General features: G+C 31.3%; 18 protein-coding genes and 2 tRNA genes. 10 read left to right on the top strand and 10 right to left on the bottom strand.

The window, feature by feature from the left end; all coding sequences use genetic code 11:
• Positions 1 to 5 precede the first annotated feature (5 nt).
• Together SOI86_RS08765 and aroQ are read right to left on the bottom strand one after the other, a co-directional pair.
• Positions 6 to 614 (bottom strand): tRNA-(ms[2]io[6]A)-hydroxylase, encoded by a 609-nt coding sequence (locus SOI86_RS08765; RefSeq protein WP_320681432.1) that lies wholly within the window; start codon positions 612 to 614, stop codon positions 6 to 8.
• Positions 615 to 1,055: a type II 3-dehydroquinate dehydratase gene (gene aroQ, locus SOI86_RS08760; protein ID WP_320682521.1), complete on the bottom strand. Its 441-nt coding sequence runs from the start codon at positions 1,053 to 1,055 to the stop codon at positions 615 to 617.
• A gap of 102 nt (positions 1,056 to 1,157) precedes the next feature.
• Between aroQ and SOI86_RS08755 the strand changes: the two genes are divergently transcribed.
• The 3 genes from SOI86_RS08755 to SOI86_RS08745 all read left to right on the top strand — a co-directional run bounded on the left by SOI86_RS08755 (position 1,158) and on the right by SOI86_RS08745 (position 2,524).
• Positions 1,158 to 1,239 (top strand) — tRNA-Tyr (locus tag SOI86_RS08755).
• Positions 1,240 to 1,248: 9 nt separating this feature from the next.
• A tRNA-Thr gene (locus SOI86_RS08750) sits at positions 1,249 to 1,320 on the top strand.
• 424 nt (positions 1,321 to 1,744) lie between these two features.
• Positions 1,745 to 2,524 (top strand): GP88 family protein, encoded by a 780-nt coding sequence (locus SOI86_RS08745; protein WP_320681431.1) that lies wholly within the window; start codon positions 1,745 to 1,747, stop codon positions 2,522 to 2,524.
• Between the two features lie 27 nt (positions 2,525 to 2,551).
• Here the strand turns inward: SOI86_RS08745 and SOI86_RS08740 are convergent, their stop codons facing one another.
• The 3 genes from SOI86_RS08740 to SOI86_RS08730 all read right to left on the bottom strand — a co-directional run bounded on the left by SOI86_RS08740 (position 2,552) and on the right by SOI86_RS08730 (position 6,374).
• Positions 2,552 to 5,311: a DNA methyltransferase gene (locus tag SOI86_RS08740; RefSeq protein ID WP_320681430.1), complete on the bottom strand. Its 2,760-nt coding sequence runs from the start codon at positions 5,309 to 5,311 to the stop codon at positions 2,552 to 2,554.
• Between the two features lie 303 nt (positions 5,312 to 5,614).
• Complete coding sequence (locus SOI86_RS08735; RefSeq protein ID WP_320681429.1) at positions 5,615 to 5,770, bottom strand: hypothetical protein; 156 nt, start codon at positions 5,768 to 5,770, stop codon at positions 5,615 to 5,617.
• Positions 5,771 to 5,810: 40 nt separating this feature from the next.
• The gene (locus SOI86_RS08730; protein ID WP_320681428.1) at positions 5,811 to 6,374 is read right to left on the bottom strand and encodes a hypothetical protein; all 564 of its coding nucleotides are present in this window, start codon (positions 6,372 to 6,374) and stop codon (positions 5,811 to 5,813) included.
• A gap of 10 nt (positions 6,375 to 6,384) precedes the next feature.
• Here SOI86_RS08730 and SOI86_RS08725 point away from each other — a divergent pair, with 10 nt between their 5' ends.
• The 5 genes from SOI86_RS08725 (at position 6,385) to SOI86_RS08705 (ending at position 14,158) form a co-directional block, all read left to right on the top strand.
• On the top strand, positions 6,385 to 6,750 hold the full coding sequence (locus SOI86_RS08725) for a hypothetical protein (protein ID WP_320681427.1): 366 nt from the start codon (positions 6,385 to 6,387) through the stop codon (positions 6,748 to 6,750).
• Positions 6,737 to 7,483: a hypothetical protein gene (locus SOI86_RS08720; RefSeq protein ID WP_320681426.1), complete on the top strand. Its 747-nt coding sequence runs from the start codon at positions 6,737 to 6,739 to the stop codon at positions 7,481 to 7,483. Before SOI86_RS08725 ends, SOI86_RS08720 begins: the two co-directional genes overlap by 14 nt.
• A 359-nt stretch (positions 7,484 to 7,842) precedes the next feature.
• The gene (locus tag SOI86_RS08715) at positions 7,843 to 8,184 is read left to right on the top strand and encodes a hypothetical protein (protein WP_320681425.1); all 342 of its coding nucleotides are present in this window, start codon (positions 7,843 to 7,845) and stop codon (positions 8,182 to 8,184) included.
• Positions 8,177 to 11,629: a TM0106 family RecB-like putative nuclease gene (locus SOI86_RS08710; protein ID WP_320681424.1), complete on the top strand. Its 3,453-nt coding sequence runs from the start codon at positions 8,177 to 8,179 to the stop codon at positions 11,627 to 11,629. The genes SOI86_RS08715 and SOI86_RS08710 overlap by 8 nt, the downstream gene beginning before the upstream one ends.
• Before the next feature lie 192 nt (positions 11,630 to 11,821).
• Positions 11,822 to 14,158, top strand: coding sequence for a DEAD/DEAH box helicase family protein (locus tag SOI86_RS08705; protein ID WP_320681423.1), 2,337 nt, complete (start codon positions 11,822 to 11,824; stop codon positions 14,156 to 14,158).
• 9 nt (positions 14,159 to 14,167) lie between these two features.
• Here SOI86_RS08705 and SOI86_RS08700 read toward each other — a convergent pair whose 3' ends face one another.
• A complete protein-coding gene (locus SOI86_RS08700) occupies positions 14,168 to 15,100 on the bottom strand; it encodes a restriction endonuclease (protein ID WP_320681422.1) in 933 nt (310 codons plus the stop codon).
• Positions 15,101 to 15,410: 310 nt separating this feature from the next.
• On the bottom strand, positions 15,411 to 17,477 hold the full coding sequence (locus tag SOI86_RS08695) for an ATP-dependent helicase (protein ID WP_320681421.1): 2,067 nt from the start codon (positions 17,475 to 17,477) through the stop codon (positions 15,411 to 15,413).
• Positions 17,478 to 17,565: 88 nt separating this feature from the next.
• Between SOI86_RS08695 and SOI86_RS08690 the strand changes: the two genes are divergently transcribed.
• Positions 17,566 to 18,501 (top strand): site-specific integrase, encoded by a 936-nt coding sequence (locus tag SOI86_RS08690; protein WP_320681420.1) that lies wholly within the window; start codon positions 17,566 to 17,568, stop codon positions 18,499 to 18,501.
• A gap of 102 nt (positions 18,502 to 18,603) precedes the next feature.
• Here the strand turns inward: SOI86_RS08690 and SOI86_RS08685 are convergent, their stop codons facing one another.
• Entirely contained in the window at positions 18,604 to 19,464 is an 861-nt protein-coding gene (locus SOI86_RS08685) for a M48 family metalloprotease (RefSeq protein ID WP_320681419.1), read from the bottom strand.
• 59 nt (positions 19,465 to 19,523) lie between these two features.
• Here SOI86_RS08685 and SOI86_RS08680 point away from each other — a divergent pair, with 59 nt between their 5' ends.
• The gene (locus SOI86_RS08680) at positions 19,524 to 20,006 is read left to right on the top strand and encodes a hypothetical protein (protein WP_320681418.1); all 483 of its coding nucleotides are present in this window, start codon (positions 19,524 to 19,526) and stop codon (positions 20,004 to 20,006) included.
• A gap of 9 nt (positions 20,007 to 20,015) precedes the next feature.
• Here SOI86_RS08680 and SOI86_RS08675 read toward each other — a convergent pair whose 3' ends face one another.
• Positions 20,016 to 20,690: a tetratricopeptide repeat protein gene (locus SOI86_RS08675; RefSeq protein ID WP_320681417.1), complete on the bottom strand. Its 675-nt coding sequence runs from the start codon at positions 20,688 to 20,690 to the stop codon at positions 20,016 to 20,018.
• On the bottom strand, positions 20,683 to 21,498 hold the full coding sequence (locus SOI86_RS08670) for a hypothetical protein (RefSeq protein ID WP_320681416.1): 816 nt from the start codon (positions 21,496 to 21,498) through the stop codon (positions 20,683 to 20,685). The genes SOI86_RS08675 and SOI86_RS08670 overlap by 8 nt, the downstream gene beginning before the upstream one ends.
• Between the last annotated feature and the right edge of the window lie 61 nt (positions 21,499 to 21,559).

Genomic DNA, 21,559 nt, shown 5'->3' with positions numbered 1-21,559 from the left:
TATTTTTAGCTATGAACCCTTGGCATCATAAAAGTCTCAGCAAGAATTTCTGACTCAATTTTAGATAATTCCTGTAACCTTATAAAAGTTTGGTCTTTAGGAAATTTAGTTTGCGCTAATTTCCAATAAACTCCAAAATGTCTTGCCTCACTCTCAAGCAGAGACTCATAAAGGGCTTTAAAGGATTCGTCTTCACAATTAAGAGCTAGCAAACCTAATCTTTCATGACTTCTTGCTTCAATCAGTCCTGCGATTAAGAAACTATCAAGCATTCTATTAGGCTCTTCCTTTCTTATATTCTTTGACAACTCGGCACCATATGGAGGAGGTTTTAAGGACTCAAGAGAATGACCAAGATCCTTTAAAAAATAAAGTATTTTTTCAAAATGCTCTAATTCCTCTCTCGCAATTGGACTTAGAACTTCTGCCAGATTTGGTTCTGATGGATATCTAAACATCAATTGAATAGCTACTCCAGCTGCTTTTCTTTCACAATGAGCATGGTCTATAAGAATATCTTTTGGATTAGATAATGCGAGTTTGATCCACTCATCTGAGGTTAATGAGGATAAATATTTAATTTGTGAAGAAGGCCTTTTAAAATCGACTAGCATTTAATCTTTACTACTTAAATACCCAATAATACCCTCAAGAGCTAGGGAATAACTTGATATGCCGAAGCCACTAATTATTCCTATGGCTTTATCTGTAAGAAAAGATTCTTTACGAAAGTCTTCTCTACTATAAATATTTGAAATATGTAACTCTACAAATGGAATTTTTGATCCAATTAAAGCATCACGAATAGAAATCGAGGTATGAGTAAAAGCGCCAGCATTTATAAGAATACCTTGGATATTTTTAACAGACTCCTGAATTTTATCTACTATTTCTCCTTCATGATTACTTTGAAAGCATTCAAGATTAATACTCTTTTCTTTAGCAACTTTAGTTAAATCTTTTTCTAGATCACTCAATGTTTTTTTACCATATATTTCAGGTTCTCTAGTTCCCAATAAATTTAAATTTGGGCCATTTATCAATAAAATATTCATCATCAATAAAGTCTTTTCTTTACAAATGCTATCTAGAAAGAAACAAAAAAACCAAAACAATTTCACACAAAGTGTCCATTAACTGATAAGTTCAAATAGTGGGGGTCGGTGCCCGAGTGGTTAAAGGGGGCGGACTGTAAATCCGCTGGCTCTGCCTACGTTGGTTCAAATCCAACCCGGCCCACTTTAAATTGCCCTTGTAGCTCAGCGGTAGAGCACTCCCTTGGTAAGGGAGAGGTCTCGGGTTCAAGTCCCGACGAGGGCATGGCCAAAAGCATTGCTACAATAGAAGTTATAAGAAATTGATTAAAATTGATTATTAGCCAGATATATCTAGATATGTCGACATAAAATTTTAGAATTATTAAAACAGAAAAACGATTATTTAGATTTAAAAGATATTTCAAATAATATAGGCTTTAGTGAGCAACATACACGAAGAATATTGAGGCACTTATTTTCAGAAGAAATAATAATCAGACAAGATCAAAAAAATGGTAATGGAAGACCTAATCATTTATATAGCCATAAGAAAATTAATTAGGTTTTTGTACATGCGCAGTGGGGTTTTATTTTTTTAAGAAATTGTTAACCTTATAAAGTTACTAATTAAAATATAGATTAAATTAATCCTAATATCCGAAAAAAAATAAACTCCACCGCTCACCCAAAGACACAACTATAAGTACATGAGCACACAAAAACGGGACCTACTCCGAAAAGGCAACTCTGAACTTGCAGGTCTGGGTATTTTTGTATGGTCAATTCCCGCATTGGTGGCCAAAAGTGACAAGTTCGGCCGTATAAAAACCTGTCCCAATGCTGGGATTTGTGCAGCGTTGTGTTACGCAAGGACTGGGCGATATACGTTTAGACCTGTCGTCAACGCGCACACAAAAAACTTGGAAGAGTATATGAGTGACCCATTTGCCTGGAAGCAAAAACTCCAAAATGAACTCAAAGCGAAAAAATTTAGACCAACAGGCGAGGCACATTCTTTTGACTGGGAAACTAGACAGGACTTTGACTGGTGGGTCACTTCAGGAGGAAAAGCTGTCAGAATTCACGATGCTGGCGACTTTTTCTCTTACCGATATCTTTTAGATTGGCTTGATATTGCTGAGAACAATCCAAATATTTTATTTTACACTTATTCCAAGCAGGTATCTGATTTTAAAAAAGCAAACAAAGAAGGCAAAATACCGAAAAACTTTATCGTAATTTTTTCAATGGGTGGCAAGCAAGATGAGCTTATTGATACAAGCCAAGATCGTCATGATGATATATTCCCAAACCTGCAAGTGCTAACCGCTGCAGGTTACGAAGATCAGGAGAAATCTGATCTCATGGCCGCCCTGCTCCCGACAAACAAAATAGGGATTGTGGCTAATAATATTCCGCGACTTTTAAGACTGCAGGGCACCAAATCCTTTTCTTTGGCACAAAAAAATGGCCTTAAAGCTGCATGAACAAAACTATAAATATGACTCGAACGCCTAGCAATAAAGTTTTTCATACAAATTTAGTAAATATTCAGCTCTTTCAAGATCTGATTTAAAAGGTTTTTTTCTATATATTTTTTCGACTAATTTATCATTTTTAATATGTGACTTCTTTAAGTCAGTTGGCATTGAAATAGGGTCGTATAAATCTGAAAGAGGAATATTTGGGAAATGATTTCTTTCTTTTAAAATTTCATCAGCTGATAAGTTCAATTTATTTATATGGTTGTCTAAATTTTTAGGAAGGGGGAAATTATTATATAAAATATGAACCGAATACTGAAAATCACTTTTAATTCTTCCCCCAAAATGTCTTACCCAAGACATATGCATTGAAGATACTAATATTGAAAAAATATATTTTTTGGCATTAAGGATAATTCTTAATTTATCACTAGGAATAATTGGAGGTTCGAGCCATCCAATAGGAATGTATTCTCTTTTGTTTGCACTGCATTGGGGAACAGCAAGAAAAGGCGAGGTTGGTAAAACGTTATCTTCAAAAAGCAACGGAGTTGCTGCCTGTTTTTTTGTAGCCTCCCTTGTTTTAGATAATCTAAATTCCTTTACTTTTTGAATGCGATCTTTGACATTAGGCATTTCAGAAATTTGATTAGGCATAGCATCCTTTAGCGTAAGTATCCATCTCTGCCCGCCATTAATAAATTCTTTACTACCAATAAAAGGTTTTATGAATTTTTGTGCTAGAGGTTCTTTATTTATAAATAAATCTTTCTCACCATCCTTAAAAATATAATTACCGCCGTCGACTGGTTTAGAACCACATTTCAAAATTGGAAGACCATTGATAGGTTTAGTAGATGTTTTGACTGTTATATTTGGATTATTTAACTTTGAAGCATCAATAAGGTAAGGAGAAATTTTTTTATGAAATGATATAGTTGGATCACCTTCAATATCATCATAAGAGTATAGGCTTTTCTTCTTAGATTCATTTGACTCATTTATTAAACCAATTATTACAACGTGAACGTTAGCTTTTCCTCTAGCATCTGAACCCCATGCGAAAGTTCTATGTGCAAAATTTATCAGTACTTTATATTCCCGAAAAAGATTTGGCCATAATTGTGAAACTTGCTCTCCTTGAGAAATTGAATTTGTTGCAACAAAAGCTATTTGACAATTTCCTTTGTTCATAAATTCAGAAGCTTTTAAAAACCAAGCGCTGACATAATCAATAGTTTTCCCACATTTTGCTGTTTTACAGATTCTTTGTAATTGTTTTCTTTGAGACTCACTTTGAAACTTTTGACCAACAAAAGGCGGATTACCAAAAATATAATTGCATTTTTCATAACCCAAAAAGTCATTCCAATTAATTTCTAATGCATCGCAATTAAATATTTGTGGCGATTTTGAAAGAGGAAGTCTTATGAATGTCTGACCAAATTCCAAACTAAGTTGATTGTTCATAAGATGATCCATCATCCACATTGCAACTTCTGCAATTTTTGATGGAAATCCTTCTAATTCAAATCCATAAAATTGATCTACATCAATCATTGATAATGATTTTGCATCAAATGCTAGTTGAACAGAACCCTCTTCATGAGTATATATTTCTCTGATAATTTCAATTTCAAGTTTTCGCAGCTCTCTATAGGAAATAATAAGAAAATTGCCACACCCACAAGCAGGATCAAGAAATTTCAATTCAGACAATTTTTTTTGGAATAACTTTAAATCTTTTTTCCTACCGCTATCTTTCCGTTGTTTTAATTTTAAAAACTCTGTCCATAATTCATCCATAAATAAAGGTTTAATAACTTTTAATATGTTTCTTTCAGTCGTGTAGTGTGCACCAATTTTCCTTCTTAAGTTTTTATTTTCATTTTCCATGACAGTTTGAAATAGTGAGCCAAAAATTGCTGGAGAAATTTGAGACCAGTCAAAAGCTGAAGCCTTAAGTAACTTTTGTCGCATTTCAAAATTAAAGGAGGGTATTCTTAATCTTTCGGCAAATAATTCCCCATTAACGTATTGGAATTGATTAATATCATCATCCAGAGTGTTGTATCTTGCATCTAAAGGAGTATTTAATACCTCAAAAAGTTTTGATAGAAACTCTCCAGTATCTGAACCATCTTCTTTTGTTTTCGTATCGATAAATTCATAGAATTGACCTCTTTGTTCGAAAATACCTGTGTCGTCAGCAAAAAGACAAAAAACAATCCTTATCAAAAATTGTCCGAGTTCTTCCCCTCGATATCCAGAAATTGATAACTCATCATACAGATCACTTATAAGTGAGGCTGCTTTAATATTTACTGGATCTTGATCTTGAAATACTTTTTTTTCAACTCCTACTATGAAGCCAAACTTTTCAATATGTTCAGATAATTCTGAAAGTTTAAATTTGGAAACTGATTTTTCTACAAGATTATATAGTTCAAAATTCTGAAAATCAGACAATAAAACATAATCGGGTAACTCATGATCTTTCAATCCTTCAAAATATTCTATCGCTTGATCATGAGCATCAATTAAGTTGCCACCTTTGCTTTTTTGTTCAACAAGCATTTTACCAGGCATGAAAAGATCAATGAATCCTTTTTTGTTATTTAGCTTTTTTACATATTTTTCGAAAAGTGCAACACGCTGGAATTTAATTCCAAAAATCTGAAAGAATTCGTAGTAGAAAATTTGTTTTTGTCCCTTTTCATAACCTTTACCCGCCCAATCTTTCGAAAACTTATAAGCATTTATTCTAATCTCACGCCATGAATATCTCATTCCTAAAAGTTAAAGAAGTTTGAAAGTTCTTATTTTAAAATAGCGTTCTTTGTGTAAAAATCTTTTTTTTCACCCATCACTTTCCTAAATAGGAACTTTTTGGAAAATAAATTCATATCTGAAATAGTTATTCACACTTTATTCAAACCTATATTTTCGCCGATATCCCATGCCACAAAAGAAAACTAACTACTGGCTAATGAAAAGTGCGCGAGATGCAATTTGCTAGCAATAGCAAGGGTTTTATTTTTTACAAAAAATTCCATTCGAACCTCATTCGAACTTTTAAAAGAAATTAATATATTATTTTCTCTTAAATAAATCTTGTATCACATAAATATCCTCTGCATTTGGATATTTATTTTTAAAAATACTTACTGCACTATTTGGAGATGTAGCAAACAAATTTAATTTGATTCTATAAGTATCAACTAAACCAGAAATTAAATATTTTTTCATTATGAATAGGCTTGCTTAATTAATAAATAACATCAATTAGTTAACTTGCTTGTTTATCTGCCTCTATCTCATAAAATTTTTCATCCTCTTTAATTAAATATACACTTATTTTTTTATGTGCTTTTTTATCAAAATATCCAGTTCGCTGATCTATAGAAAAACGACTAGTTGGAATATCTCCAATCCAATTTAAGTAATTAATTACCTCTGAATCGATAGAAATATATTTGTACTCTTTGTTGATATAATTCATCCAATCAAAATTATCGATAGATACCGTTATGTCAAAGACATATCCGTTGTAATAACCTATACACCAACCTTTTTTTATAGAGCATCTTACTGGAGGTATTCTTAGAATATGAATCTGTACTGGACTATTTACTATCCAATTAAAAAAGTTTTTTCTTTCAGGTTCTTTTATAGAAGAATTGCCGATCCAATTCTCAAATTCTTTTCTTTGTAAAGGACTAACCAACATTAAAAAATATTCAATAACTATTTTTTTAAAGTAATAAAAATTATTTTTTGGAACAGTAAATATTTTGATATGCCTGGATAGGAATAAAAAAGTATTTAAATCGGTTAAATCTAAATAAGTCAATTTTTATATTATGGACCGAGTAACTGCAATGCCCCATGAAATAGAACTGGAATTAAAAAAATTCGAACTTAAAATTTCCAAACTAAACAAAGAAGAAATGTTTAAAGAACTAATGCTTCTTAAATTTGACTCTGAAAACAATTTTTATTTTATAAAGAAGTATTTAAGCAAACATGGAATGAAAATATCAAGACAAATTATTCAAAGGCATAATACAGATCATGTAGTGATCGCGTTTGGATATTTATCCGAAAAAATGCATAAATTATTTCAAAAGAATATTTTCCCTGAGGTTAAACTTGAATCCCAAAGATTAATCGATCTAATAATAAATAATCGATCTACTAAAAAAGTAAGAATCCATGAAAAAAATTAGACCAATTTTTCTAATATCTTTCTTAATTTTTTTGCTTTCGGTGCCATATGAAATATTTGCAACAAATAATAAGAATGTCGTGGATTTAGAAAGATCAAGAGAACTACTTTTAGATGGTTATATACAAAGTGACTTTGATAATCATCAACTAGCAATTGAATATTTTACTGAGGCAATAAGACTAAACCCAAACAATTTTTACGCATTTCTCAACAGAGCATTCTCAAGACATCAGATTAAAGATAACCCTGGAGCTTGGGATGATTTGAATAGAGCATTAGAAATTAATCCTAATCATGGTATAGCTTCATATAATCGAGCAATCGTGAATTGGAAACTTGGACATCAATTAAGTTCTATAAAAGATTATTCAAGAGCAATCAATAAAGATATTGAATTAAAAAATGCATATGCTATTAGAGGAATTCTTAAATCAAATATTGGTGATGCTGAGGGTGCTTGTTCTGATTGGAAGAAAGCAATCGAAAACAAAAGTGAAAGAGCAACTTTGTGGGTTAAAGAAAACTGTTTACCAAATATTTCTGAAGATTTTCTAAAGAATACAGAAAATAAAGTTCTTATTGCAAATGCCAGAAGAAAATATGCCGCTGGTGAACTTAGAGAATCATGTAATTATTATGAACAAGCAAAAATGAACGGTTATAAAGCACCTAATTTTAGTTGGAAATTAAAACTTAAATTTATCACCGATCCAATGTGTTTTATTTTCTAACCCTAAAAATGGAAATAACTAAAAAAGTAATTTAATTGAGGCAAACAAAACCTAATTAAGATACGGGATATTTTTAAAATTCAATATTAAATGTCAAAAAATTTTGAATATATTAGATTTTAGTGTCAACAAAATTTTACAAAATAAAACTTTCAAGAAATAAATTTTCTAAATATTTTTCTGCTTTTGCAAGTTGTAACTAAAAATATAAATTTCTTATTTAAATAAAAAATTTAAATTTTTATTATACAAAAATTAGCATGAAAAATTTAAAATAGAGTCCTTTATGTTGTTATCCCAGGAATCGAAATCAAGAAGATCTCATATCGGTTAGTAGTAAAGAAGCTAATATTTTTTTTATGTATCGCGAAATTGATTTATCCCTGGAAGATGAATTCAAATTAAAAGAACATGTGAATCATCTTGTAACTCTAAATAAACAACAATTAATTGAAAATTCGATGGAATCTAAAATTAATCAATTAGATTTCGAGAGAATTGTCAAAGAATTATTACTAGATTATGGATTAAAACTATTTAAAAGTTCTACTAAGAAAAATGGGAGAGAATTAGTCACAATTAATATTATTCCCATAACAGAAAAAATTGAAAGGAATTTTGAATTGTTTATCAAAAGTGTTCTCAAGAATGAATTAGAAAGTTTTTTAAACAAAGAGATTTTGGAGGCAGAATATGATTAATCAATCAAGAATAAGATCTTTCACTCCAGGTGAATTAGCATTGTATTGTCAAAGTCCCTTAGCTGCTTGGTGGAATGAATTAGATCGTCGCAAACTATTTAAAGGAGAAAAGCTTAAACAAGATCCATTTAATGAAATACTCAAAAACGATGGAATTAGACATGAAGAGACATTAATAAAAAATTTACTAAACAAAAATTTTCAAGTTAAAAGACTTAAAGGTAAACAATCAAACGCAGACTATAAAGAATCTTTTGATGCAATGATCCATGGTTATGATTTTATATATCAAGCTAGTTTTAATAATGATCAAATAAGAGGAGCAGTTGATCTGCTTAAAAGAGTAGAAATCGCATCGAAACTTGGATCTTTTAGTTATGTACCGATCGAATGCAAACTCGCATCAAATGTGAATATCAAATTTATAATTCAGGCTCTTTGTTATTGTGACTTACTTGATGAAACTCTTGGATTTCTTCCTAAAACATTTGAAATTTATCTTGGGGGTGGATCTTTCGAATGCTTTGAAGTTCATAAATTTTGGGATTGGTATCAATTTAAAAAAAATGAATATAAGACTTTTCTAAGAAATTTTGATCCAAATAAAGAACCTGAAGATATTCCTGGTGATCATTCAAATTGGACAGAATTTATTACTGAAAGGCTTAAGAAAAAAAGGGATCTAATATTGGTGCACAACATGTTAAAGACCCAACGTAACAAGCTTAGGTCTGAGGGAATATTATCCATAGATCAACTTGCTGCCATAAAACCTAATACAAAAATACCGGGGATAAATCCAGAGATTCTTGAGCGATTAAGGAAGCAAGCTGCGATCCAAATTAAACCAAGAAAAAATGAAAATATTCCAGAATATATTTTGAAAGATTTGAACAATTCCTTTGGACTTTTTAAACTTCCCAAGCCTAGTAAAGGAGATATATGGTTTGACTTAGAAGGAGCTCGTGATTTTGTACGCGGAACAAAGCGCGAATATTTATTTGGTGTGGTTTACCTTGATGAAAATAATGAAATAAAGGACTTTTACTGGTGGGCGCATACAGATGAGGAAGAGAAACTGAGTTTTGAAAAATTTGTAGATTGGGTAGAGAAAAGACGTAAGAAATTCCCTGATCTTCATATTTATCATTATGCAAATTACGAAAAAGTAGCGTTACGAGATCTTCAACAAAACTATTTAACTCGAATGACTGAAATAACTGATTGGCTTAGGAATAATTTATTAATAGATCTCCAGCCAGTCGTTCAGAACACAATCATTCTTGGTGAAGAAAGCTACTCAATCAAAAAGGTTGAAAAACTATACATGAACAGAACAGAGGATATGCAATCCGCTGAAGAATCAATGGTGGCATATGAACTTTGGAAGAATTCTGGCGAGCCTTCTTTACCAGGCAAACTTGAAGATGGTTTAAGTCCAATACTTGAAGAGATAAGACTTTATAACAAGGATGATTTGGTCTCTACTTATAAACTTAATAAATGGCTTTTAAAATTAAAATCAGACTTAAATATTGAAGAACAAAATATTATTCAAGAGAAAAAAAAGGAAGAGCAACCAAGAGAAATTGATATTGAAGCTTCAATATTATTTAATGAAATTCCAATCCAAGATTTCAATAATAACCAAAAAAAAATCAGAACAATTTCACCTAATCCAAGAGGATGGAGTTGGGAAACACAAAAAGTTTTAGCTTCTTTATTGGGCTTTTTAGTTCGTGAGCAGGATGTTAATTATTGGAGATATTTTGATAGGCTTGAGCAATCTTTTGTTAATCCATCATCACTTTTAAAAGATGATGAAGTTATTGCTGAAGCACGTTTAGTTGAAAGTTCAGAAGATATTGAATATTCCTTTAATCCAGAACAGCCTATTAAATTAGAAAAAGATGCAAACAATTCCTGGGGCTTAAGATTATATCTACCAAAAAGTGAAAGAAATCTAAAAGTGCAACCTTATGGACTTGATTGTGAGAAAGGCTCTATAAAATTCAAAGAAAGTAAAAGAATACTTGGAAAGAATCTTGCAATTGATGAATGTTTAATAAAAGTAGAGGAAGCTTACTTTACTAGCGGTATAAGAAGAAGTCTTTTAGATCAGGCAAAAAAGTGGGTAAGAGGTGATAGTACAATCTCGCCAACAATAATTAAACTTTTAGAAAGAGATATATTGCCTGAATTAATCCCAGTTAACGAAAAAATTCAAAAAGATCTTGCCAATATTAATAAATATATTTCAGATTTTATTTTTAAAAATAACGAAATATTATTCGCAATACAGGGACCCCCTGGTACAGGTAAAACAACATTATCAAGTAAGGTTATTACTGACTTAGTACAAAAAGGTTATAGAGTCGCAATTACATCTAATAGTCATAAAGTAATCGATAATTTGCTTTTAAAAATAGATACTATTTTTCAAGATCTTAATATCAATCAAAAAATAGTTAAATGTGACACTAGAGAAGATGAAATATTTTCAAATAGTAATGTCATAACACTTCCACCAAAAAAGATAAGCAACTATGTATCTGTGATGGGTGCAACAACCACTAAATTCTGTAGTAAAGAGTTTGATTCTATATTTGATCTATTAGTGGTTGATGAAGCAGGGCAATACGCTTTAGCAAATTTACTAACAATCGCAAAACACTCTAAATCAATTCTTTTGGTAGGAGATACTCAGCAATTAGCAATGCCTACTAAGGCAAGTCATCCAAATAATTCTGGACAATCATGTTTACAATTTCTCATGAACGGATTAGAAGTTATTCCAAGTAATAAAGGTATCTTTCTACCAATAAGCTGGCGAATGGCACCTAATATTAATAATGTTGTATCGGAACTTTTTTACCAAGGGAAGCTTAAACCAAATACTAAAAATAGTGAAAATAAAATCATTTGGGATCAAGCTTATATAGAAAAAGATAAAAAAGTCTATCCTGATTCAGGTGTCATGTTTATCCCTGTAAGACATCAAGATTGCTCTTTAAAATCAGAAGAAGAAGCAGAAAAAATTAAACAACTTATAAAACTACTTTTATCATCAAAATATAAATTAGCCACCGACAAAGAAAAATTTATCTCAGAAGAAGATATCCTCATTATTGCTCCCTTTAATGTTCAAGTTAACTACTTAAAGCGTAAGTTAAACAAAAAATTAAATATTGGAACAGTTGATAACTTTCAAGGACAAGAAGCATTAATTTCTATATTCTCACTAACTTCTAGTTCAGGAGAAGATGCTCCTCGCGGACTTGATTTTCTATTGGAACCTAATCGTCTAAATGTTGCGATATCTAGAGCCAAAATATTGTCGATAATTGTTGGTTCGCCATCACTTGCTAAAAGTTTTTGTAAAACAAGCGAAGAAGTTGAAAAATTAAATCGTTTGATAAGACTTATGAGATCCGGTAATAGTTAAATTGACAGTCAATATAAAAAAAGGGGCAATTAGCTCCTTTTTTTATTTGGAATTTGTAAGAAAATACAAAAAATATATAAATTATAGTCTTTAGGCCTTATCACTTTGCATAAATAAATTCTAAATTTCTTGTAGAATGTTTTTTGTTTTTATATTTGTTTCTATGTATATTAATTAAAAAGTTTTGAAGAAATGCTTTCTGCAAAATCAGTACAAGATATTGATATTTTTAAAAAGCATGAAACAAAAGAATTGGTGCTTTCATCTCATAATTGGGATGAATTTTCTACTCAGATTAGTAAACTTGGATCTGATCCAGTAAACAATAAAAAGAAGGGTGATGTATTTGAATTATTAACTTCCCTATATTTCATAAATAATCCAATTTTTTCTAGTAAATTAACTAATTTATGGCATCACTCTAATGTCCCTCATAAAGTTTTTGATTCATTAGATTTACAAAGGCCGGAAATTGGTGTTGATTTTATAGCGGAATCAAATGAAGGCAATATTTGGGCAATTCAATGCAAGTATCATGATGATTTCCATAAGAATATTTCTTATGACGAAGTAAGTACTTTTTTTAGTATTACTGAAAGAGATGTAACTTACCAAAAAATCAGACACAGGATAATAAGTTCATCTGCGTTAGAAGTAAGTAAAAAAATTTCTACTGTTCATAAAGAAAAATTAGGCTTTATAACGTATTCCGATTTTTCACAATTAGGCAATGAAGAATTTAAAAATTTCCATTCAATTTTAGATAATCAGAAAGTAACCCTTAACAAGTACGAACCTAGAGAACATCAAAAAATAGCTCTTGAGAACTGTCTTTCTTATTTTAAAAATAAATCAAGAGGTAAATTAATTCATCCCTGTGGATCAGGAAAAAGTTTGACTGGATATTGGTTCTTTAGATATATGAAAGGAAATAATGCACTAATAGTTGTTCCTAGTCTTCAACTTGTGAAGCAAACTTTAAAAACTTGGGCCCGAGAATTTATGTGTGAAGGTATCGAGATTGATTGGATAGCTGTTTGTAGTGATGATGATGTTAAAAATTTAGATGATCCTGCAATAAATACATTTGATTTAGGAATTGAAGTAAACACTGATAAAGAAGTAATTTCTGATTTTCTTCAAAAAAATTCCCAAAAAATTAAAATTGTCATTACTACTTATCAAAGCGGTAAAAAATTAATTGAGTCAGTAGAAAAATCAAATATTATTTTTGATATTGGCATTTTTGATGAAGCGCATAAAACAGTTGGGAATAAAAATAAACCTTTTGCTCAACTTCTTTATGATGCAAACATTTTGATAAAAAAAAGATTATTTATGACAGCTACAGAAAGAGTTTTTAAAGGCGATTCTGAGAATATTGTTTCAATGGATGATGAAGAAATTTATGGGAAAGTTGTTGATCAATTTTCATTTAAATCTGCCCTAGAACAAAATCCCCCTATACTCTCTGATTATCGAATCTATTCAACCATAATTTCTAAAAAACAGATACAAGAACTTATAGATAATAATGCAATATTATCTTCGGATAATAGATTATGGTCTTTCGAGGCAGATGCTTCAACATTTGCAGCGTTGATAACCTTAAGAAAGATAATAAAAGAAAAAAATATAAAGCATATTATTTCTTTTCATAGAAATATCAAAAGGGCAAAAGATTTTTGCAAATTAAATGAAGAAGTTAATAAATTAAGCGAAAAATATGGTTATTTGCATTCTTTTCATATCTCGGGGAAATTTAGCACTGGCATAAGGTCAGAAGTAATAAATAGATTCACATATGAAGAACCAAGCTTAATTACAAATGCAAGATGTTTAACCGAAGGAGTTGATATTCCAGAAGTTGATGCTGTTCTTTTTGCTGATCCCAAACATAGCAAAGTTGATATTGTTCAAGCAGCAGGGAGAGCGATGAGATTATCAAAAAATAAAAAATTTGGATATATAATTTTGCCCGTTGTATTAGATGAAGAGGATAAAAGTTCTATCCAAGAAAATGCATTCAAGCAAATTGTTACCGTTTTATCAGCTCTAGGAATGAGTGATGAAAGAATAATTGCAGAATTTCAAGAAATTGCACAAGGAAAAGTTCCTACTGAAAGAATTTTTAAATTTATTAATGAAGAAGTTTTTAGTTCAATTAATTTAGATGCCTTTTATTCAAATATCGATATAAAAATTTGGAATAGATTGAGTTTTGCAAAAACTTTCATGTATGATGCACCATTTTCTGAATGGATGAGAAAAGACACGGGACTAAGTGAAAGCACAATTGGTAAATATACGAGTGCGGTTTATAAAATAACAAATGAATTATTAAAGATGAAACCTGAATATTCATCAGTCGATGAATTAGTTAGGAATGAGGATTTAAATCAACTTAAGGATCATTGGTTATCGGTCCCTGAAAATAAGGAGCTAGATGACAGAGGTAATAGTATGTATAGCTCAGGATTCAAAAAGCTTATAGAATTTTTCAAAAGTATTAAAAATAATTTGAATTAAATTTATTCTTTACTCATCCCCACTAAAAAAATCTTGATCAATCTTGGCAACTTTAATCGTCTCTTTGACTTGAACTCCTACAGAATGTTCAATCATTAATTTTGCTAAATCTACACCATCAATCAAAACCAGACGGACATCATTTAATCCATCTGCAAATTTTTTTGCCTCAGAAGTGAAAGTACTACTCGTAACAAAAACTCCTTTCCTACAACCTCCCCCAGTCATCGCCCCTAAGAAACTTTGAACAGTAGGTCTTCCAACAGAATTTTCGGAATATCTCTTTGCCTGAATATAAATCTGATCTAAACCTAATTTATCCTCATCAATTTTCCCATCAATCCCTCCATCTGGGCCTCTTGGTACCCCTTGTATTCTTTTTGGATCACCTCCCCCATAACCCATTTGAGCAAGAACTTGCAAAATTAAACTTTCGAAGGAGGCAGGGCTAATTGCTTTAATTTGTTCTAGAAGATCATCTATAAGCTGAGAACGAAGTCTTTTAATACCCCTATCAATTAAATCTTGCGGAGTATCATCATTTAAATCATCATTTTCATTTTCTACATAATCAGTGCCATTAAGTCTTCTTTCAGCTTTTCTTGCCTGATGTTCAAGATATTCCGGGATTTGTTTTAAATCAGCCTGAGTTAGTTGTCTATTTAGATTTAAAAGTCTTTCTGCATTTTTCCCAAGGGCAAAATAACCTCTTCTGGGCCCATCTAAAGCACCTGCTACTCTCAGATAAGATGAAGCCCAACCAACTCTTCCACGAGCTTTAGATTTTCCATTACCTTCATTTAATACGCCTAGTTGCTCTTCGCTTAACCTAACTTTATCAACAACAGCATCAATAGCTTCTTGACGCGGCATTTCGCCATTTTCCTTTAAAACCTCTAATAAAGGTCTCATGAACTGATGCCATTTAGGAATATCTATCAAAACAAAAACTTAATTCAATAAAGTACTTCAAGATTAAGCCAAGATATTATTTTTTGCCTGGAATTTATACACTTATCAACGTCCAAAAAGATAATCATAAAAATAATCCAGCTTATCAAAATGAGCTGCAGGTTTAGAACCTGCGACCTAATGCTCCTAAAGCACTTATTAGCTCTAGTGCAGCACTAGGTTTACAAGCCATAGCTAATTTTTTGATTAATTCTCCGTGATTTGTCCGGTCAATTTAAGCAACATTTGACCACTATTTGGGAGTTTCAATTAATCATGAATAAAGAGAATTAAAGTTTATTTATTCAAGATCCACACTAGTCGAAGGTTTATTTCTTGATTTAGTCAGTTTAGATTCACTAAATTGATTTTCAGAGTCTAAATATCTATGATCTTCATTTTCTATTAAGTCATCCTCAAGGTTTGCAAGAAAATATAGATCATTTTTATCATCTTTGCCTTTTTGCGCAGATGCCGCTGACTCATTAAATGATCTTGTAATTATCAATTCATCTTTTGCTCTTGTTAAAGCAACATATAAAACTCTTCTTTCCTCCTCAACTTCTGAATCATCATTAAGTGTTCTTGTTAAAGGGTACATTCCAGGGGAAACGTTAATTACATAACATCTTTTTGATTCGGCACCTTTTGCAGAGTGTATTGTTATGACAGTTACAGCATCTTTAACTGGCTCTAAAGGAAGAAGTTCAGACTCATAAATTGGTTCAAGAATATATGCTTCAATAAATTCAAGAATTGAATTTGACTTTTCGGTAAGTTGCTCGACTACTGAAAAATCCTTAACTCTTTTTTCCCAATTGTTGCCTTTGTAATTTTGTTCTAATACCTCTCTTAATCCAATAACAGATTCTCTAAATGCGGTTCTTGGAGTCTCACATTTACTTACATCTTCAAGAAGATAAGGAATTTGTTTTGGGATCGTTCTATCATTTTTTATTTTTTCAGTACATTCTTTGATATCTTTACATGTCTCTAGTTCTTTTAATAAGTTAGAAGCCTTTACATCACCAATGCCTGGCCATAACTTGAGAAATCTTATCCAACCTAAATCATCTTTAGGATTAGCAACAACTTTTAAACAAGATAAAACATCTCTGACGTGTGCTGATTCTAGTAATTTTCTACCTCCAATAAAAACATAGGGAATTTTAGCTTCAATCAATGCTCTTTCAATACTTCGTGCCGAGTATCCAGTCCTAGTTAAAATCATATTCTCTCTCCATTTATTTCCCTCTGCATAAACCCTTTTAAGATCATCCGCTATCCAACCAGCTTGATCCCATTCATTTAAAAAAGTATGAACTTGAGGTTTTATCCCTGAACCTCTATCTGCAATTAATTTTTTCTTATATGAAAGATGACTTTGATCCAAAAGCCAATTTGATAAATCTAGTATCTCCTGAGTTGATCTGTAGTTTTTGTTTAATTTTAAAATAGTAGAATTTTCGACATTTTCTTTAAACTTATGGATATTTTCAAAATCTGCCCCTCTGAAGCCATAAATAGATTGAGCATCATCCCCTACACAAAATAGATTAATCTTATTGATTAAAGGATTAATTAATTTCCATTGAAGTGGATTTGTATCTTGAAACTCATCAATTAATAAATCACTTTGTTGAGAAGCAACCCAATCTCTAATATCAGAGTGGTTAATAATTTGATTAGCCACAACTTCCAAAATATCGTCATAATCTAAATATTTTGAGTTCTCTTTTCTCTTTTCATAAGCAATTACAATTTCTTTTACTTGTTCAAAGAGACCCATTGATGAAGGAAAATTTTCTTCGAATGTTGATTTTAAAGTGCCTCCAATATTTCTTGTAAAGGAATATGCGTCTAATAAGTCTCCCGCTCTTGGAAGTTTTGGCTCCTTTGCTAATTTTGAAGCTGCTCTAATAAATTTAAATATACTCAGTTGATCATCTCTATCTATAACTGAGAAATCCCTACATCCAAAAAGATCTGGACTTTTTCTAATTAGTGACATACACCAAGTATGAAATGTTGTTGCTTTTAAACCCTCTGCTTTTTCTCCAAGACTACTTTTGACTCTCTGCACAATTTCAGCGGAGGCTTTCCTTGTAAAAGTTAAGATATGAACCTTATTAGCGGGAGAGAGATTTTCTATTAGATACTCTGCACGAGCAATAATTGTTTTCGTCTTTCCGCAACCAGCTCCAGCAAGTACAAGTATATTTTTTTCTGGAGATGAAGCAGCATGTTTTTGTTCATTATTCAGATTTGGCTTCTTTTCAAAATAATCCTCAAGCGGTTTTAAATTATCAATACTCTGATCAACAGCCTTTCCAGAATATTCTTTTTTAGGCGATATTCCAGAAGACATTCAAAAACTAATCAATCCTCTTTTATTTAAGACTATCAATAATTTCATAAAGGATATATAAATTGACCACTATCTGACCACATTTCGAGTGTCTTATTTTGCATTAAAGAAGAATTATGTAGGCCCGAGGTCAAAAACATTTCTTTCCAAAGACTTGGCGGAATCCTGGGCAGATGCAGTCGAAGAGAGAACAAAAAGGGTTTTAAATGACATCCCCGTCACCCTGGGAGAGGCAATCAATGACTATATAAATGGTCCTCTGCTTATGCACCGAAGTGCGGATAATGAAAAATATCCCCTTAGAGTGACAGCAGAAAGCTGGCTTGGAGATATTCCTCTGAAAGACCTGCAGATAAGGCATTTTGCCGTCTGGCGAGATGAAAGATTACTTAAGGTGAAACCAAATATAGTGATGCGGGAACTGAGGATATTGAGAGTATTGATTGACTGGGCAAGAGATGAAAGAGGAGCTGGGATAAAAGATAACCCCGCAAGGCAACTGAGAGTGAGAGGGACTGGAGATGCTAGAGCACCATTTTTCACTGATCAAGACGAGAAAAGACTTTTACATGAACTGTCTCAAATGACCAACCCAAATCATCTGAGACTCACAAAGCTTGCACTGATCACTGGCTTTCGCCGCTCAGAACTTTTAAGCCTGAACTGGAGAAATATCGATTTAAAGAACAACAGACTTCATATCCAAAGAAAGGAATGTGCGGCAAGAGAAAGTTCCAGTTCCATGAGAATGGTTCCTTTACCCCATAAAGCAAAAGAACTTCTCAAAAGCTTTAAAAGCAAAGAGGGAAGTGTAATAAACCTGACAAAGGGATCTGCAAGAAATGGATTTGATAGAGCAAGGAAGAAAGCAGGTTTAGAAAATCTAAGATTTCATGATTTAAGACATATAGCTATAAGCAGAATGTGGAGTTCAGGAATGAATGCTCTGGAGATAAGTGCATGCAGTGGTCACAGAGATATAAAAATGTTGATGAGATACAGTCACTATCAATTAAGTTTTTAAATTAATAACTCCCCCCCTTGGGGGGGGGTATTTAAAGGGATTGGACGTATAAAACGATCACAAATTTTTCTTCATAAATAAATTAACTTCAGCAAAAAATTACTAATACTGAACTTTGAAAGTCAGAGTATTTTCTTTCCTGTTATAAATCCACTTACCATTTGTTCTATTTGAATTATCTGAATCTTTTTCTTTATATTTGGCTATGAACTTTTTAAGATTTTTTCTCCTCTCCTCATACCCTGGGTGACTGCTATCCTTCTCAGTTGCATAGCCATACCCATTAAGCCTTGCAAAAAAATCATGAGCCTCCACTGGAGTTTCTTTTAAATAGCCTGCATTTATTAGCATCTCTGCGGATTTAATATCTGCTTTACTTTCAGCTTCTCTGGAAATGCCATAGCCAATGAGTGTCTTTTTTTTTGGTTTTAAACCTAATCCCTCTTTACTGGTACGAAGAGAATTCTGAAAACTATCATTATTTAATATATGACTAATTTCATGGCCAATTACAAAAGCAAGATAAGATTCCCTGTCAGAAGCACTTCTGAAAGATGAACGACTAATTGCCACTGTCCCATTAGGCCAAGCGTAGGCTTCTATTCCATTTACAATGTATGTCTGACGAATAGCTTCATTCAATTCCTCAGCCGACTTTCCTTTATACTGAATAAATGGATTTATATTCCTCATAAAGTAACAAAAATCCTCAGAACATACACCTAAAGATTTTGCTATCCAGTAGACCCTGCTGCCAGAAATAATTGTAAAAGTAATTGGATGGTTTCCAAGATTATTACTATCTGCAACTTTGCTTACGATACGCTTAATAGTTTTATATTCATCAGGCATGAATAACTGAGACCTATTTCTTATGTAAAATCCAAGCAAAGTTATTGAAATTATTAAAGAAATAATTGAAAAATAAACTGAAGAGTTTCTCAGAAAATCCTGAAATGTCATTTAAATAATATTATTTGTAGATATCTTTAGTTCTGAATAGGTATTGATGATTCTTTATTATGAATTTCACTAAAGAGGAAGACAGGGCGGCCAAAAAATATATGGATGCAGTGACTAATTATTCCTTTAAATTATTTATTGGGAACTTACTTTCAACAGTAACCACTGCTGCAGCAATAATAGTTCCTATAATACTAGCCTTTAGATTCAAGGAATTTATTTACTTGATTTATTTATTCAATTATCCAATATGCATATTCAGTATGTCTTGGCTTAGACATTCAACTCCTCTCTTAATGAAAATCAACTTTATGAGAAATTTTTATATTTTTAATATTTTCTTTGCAGTTGGAATTATTTTATTTTTTATCAACCTGACTTCCGCACCTGGAGTTATAAGTACTATATCGATAGGACTGATAGCCTCTTATCATATTCTTTTCAATGAGTTGCCTGTAGCCCAACATAAAATAGATATTGCACAAAACAATCCTGCCTTTAAAAGTTTTAGAGAGAAATCTTCTTCTGAGATTTCAAAATAAATCTTTAATTTAAATAGATAAATTCAAATCATCAAGATATTTTTTAGGGAAATGTATAAATAAAATTGCTTTAAAATCTTTTGGAAAATCGGATAAAAAGTTTTTATTCTCCTTTAGGCAATTACCGTTAATATTTGATGCTGCTATCAAGTCATTTAATGCTCCATCATAATTATCATTTTTAGCTAATGCCATAGCTCTGCACAAAAACTTAATCTCATCTTCGGAATCTTTCAATGATTCTGAAAAATCACTAATTGCTTTACCAAAAAATCCGCATTTTAAAAATGCAAAACCTCTCTCTTCAAAAACTGAAGAAGAGTCCATCAGTAAAGTTGACATACTCATCTCAATTACTTTTGTAAAATCATTAATGGCATTTTCATATTTTTCTGCTTTTAGATATGCCCTTCCCCTAGCATTATATTTTGCGAAATCATTTGGATCTAATTCAATTGCCTTAGTAAAGTCGCTAATAGCTTGATCATGATATCCATCCATTTGGGAGTATAAATCTCCTCTTATAAAATATGTAGTTTCACATTCATCGTTTACTTCTAGAGCTTTAGATATCTCCATAATTGCATATTTATAATTTACTTCATCATCACAATTCTTTGCTCTTGTTGCTATCTTTTCAGCTTTGATAGAGGGTGATAATTTATAAAATTTCTTTTTAATCATTTTTTAGCCTTATTTCAAAATAAACCTGTAGCAAATTACAAATTTCTCGTTCAACAAAATTCAAAAAAAAATCTTTATAAAATTCAATTGCAAGTTGATTACATTCCAAAGCATTTTTAAAATCGTCAAAAGCAGCTTCGAGATTATTAATCTTTATCAGAGAAAATCCTCTTGCCATGAAGTAATGATATTTATCTATTTGTTTAGCTTTCTTTATTGCTATAGAAAAATCATTTATTGCATATGCATAATTTCTTTCATGATAGTTTAACCAGCCTCTTTTAGAATGCAGTCTCGCATTAGAAATTGGATCACTAATATATGATCCAATCGCTTTTGAATATTCAAAAATTGCATGATCATATTTACCTGACTCTTTTAAAAAGTCGCCCTTTTTTTCATATAAAAAATAAATCTCAATTGGCCATATTTCTGCTTTTGATGAATTCCTCAGATTTATAGCTTTTTCTAAATTAATAAAGGCATCTTTACTATTTTCAAGGTTTTTATTTATCGAATAAGCTAAGAAGTAAGCTCTAAATAAATAATTTTCTGGACAATTTTTTTTCAATTTAAAAGCTTCTCTTAAATCATAATTTGCATTTTTATAATCTTTAATCTTGTATCTTATCCCTGCTCTCCTGATAAATGGAATTGGATATTTATTATTTAAATTTATAGCTTTAGTAACAGCTTCAATAGCCCCAAAATAGTCCTGATGACCAAGCTTAACTGAAGACTCATTCAGAAAAGATCCAAATAAATCTTGATTTTCACTATATGCATATTTTAATGTTGTTTGTACCAAGATAGTTTAATAATTAACTAATCCTATTTAGTTCTGAAAATATCTTTTGATTCCAATTTTA

Origin of the sequence: Prochlorococcus sp. MIT 1314 (assembly GCF_034093315.1) — a bacterium.
GTDB lineage: Bacteria > Cyanobacteriota > Cyanobacteriia > PCC-6307 > Cyanobiaceae > Prochlorococcus_A > Prochlorococcus_A marinus_Y.
The sequence above is the reverse complement of the archived record's forward strand: the minus strand, read 5'-3'. Positions and strand labels throughout refer to the sequence as shown.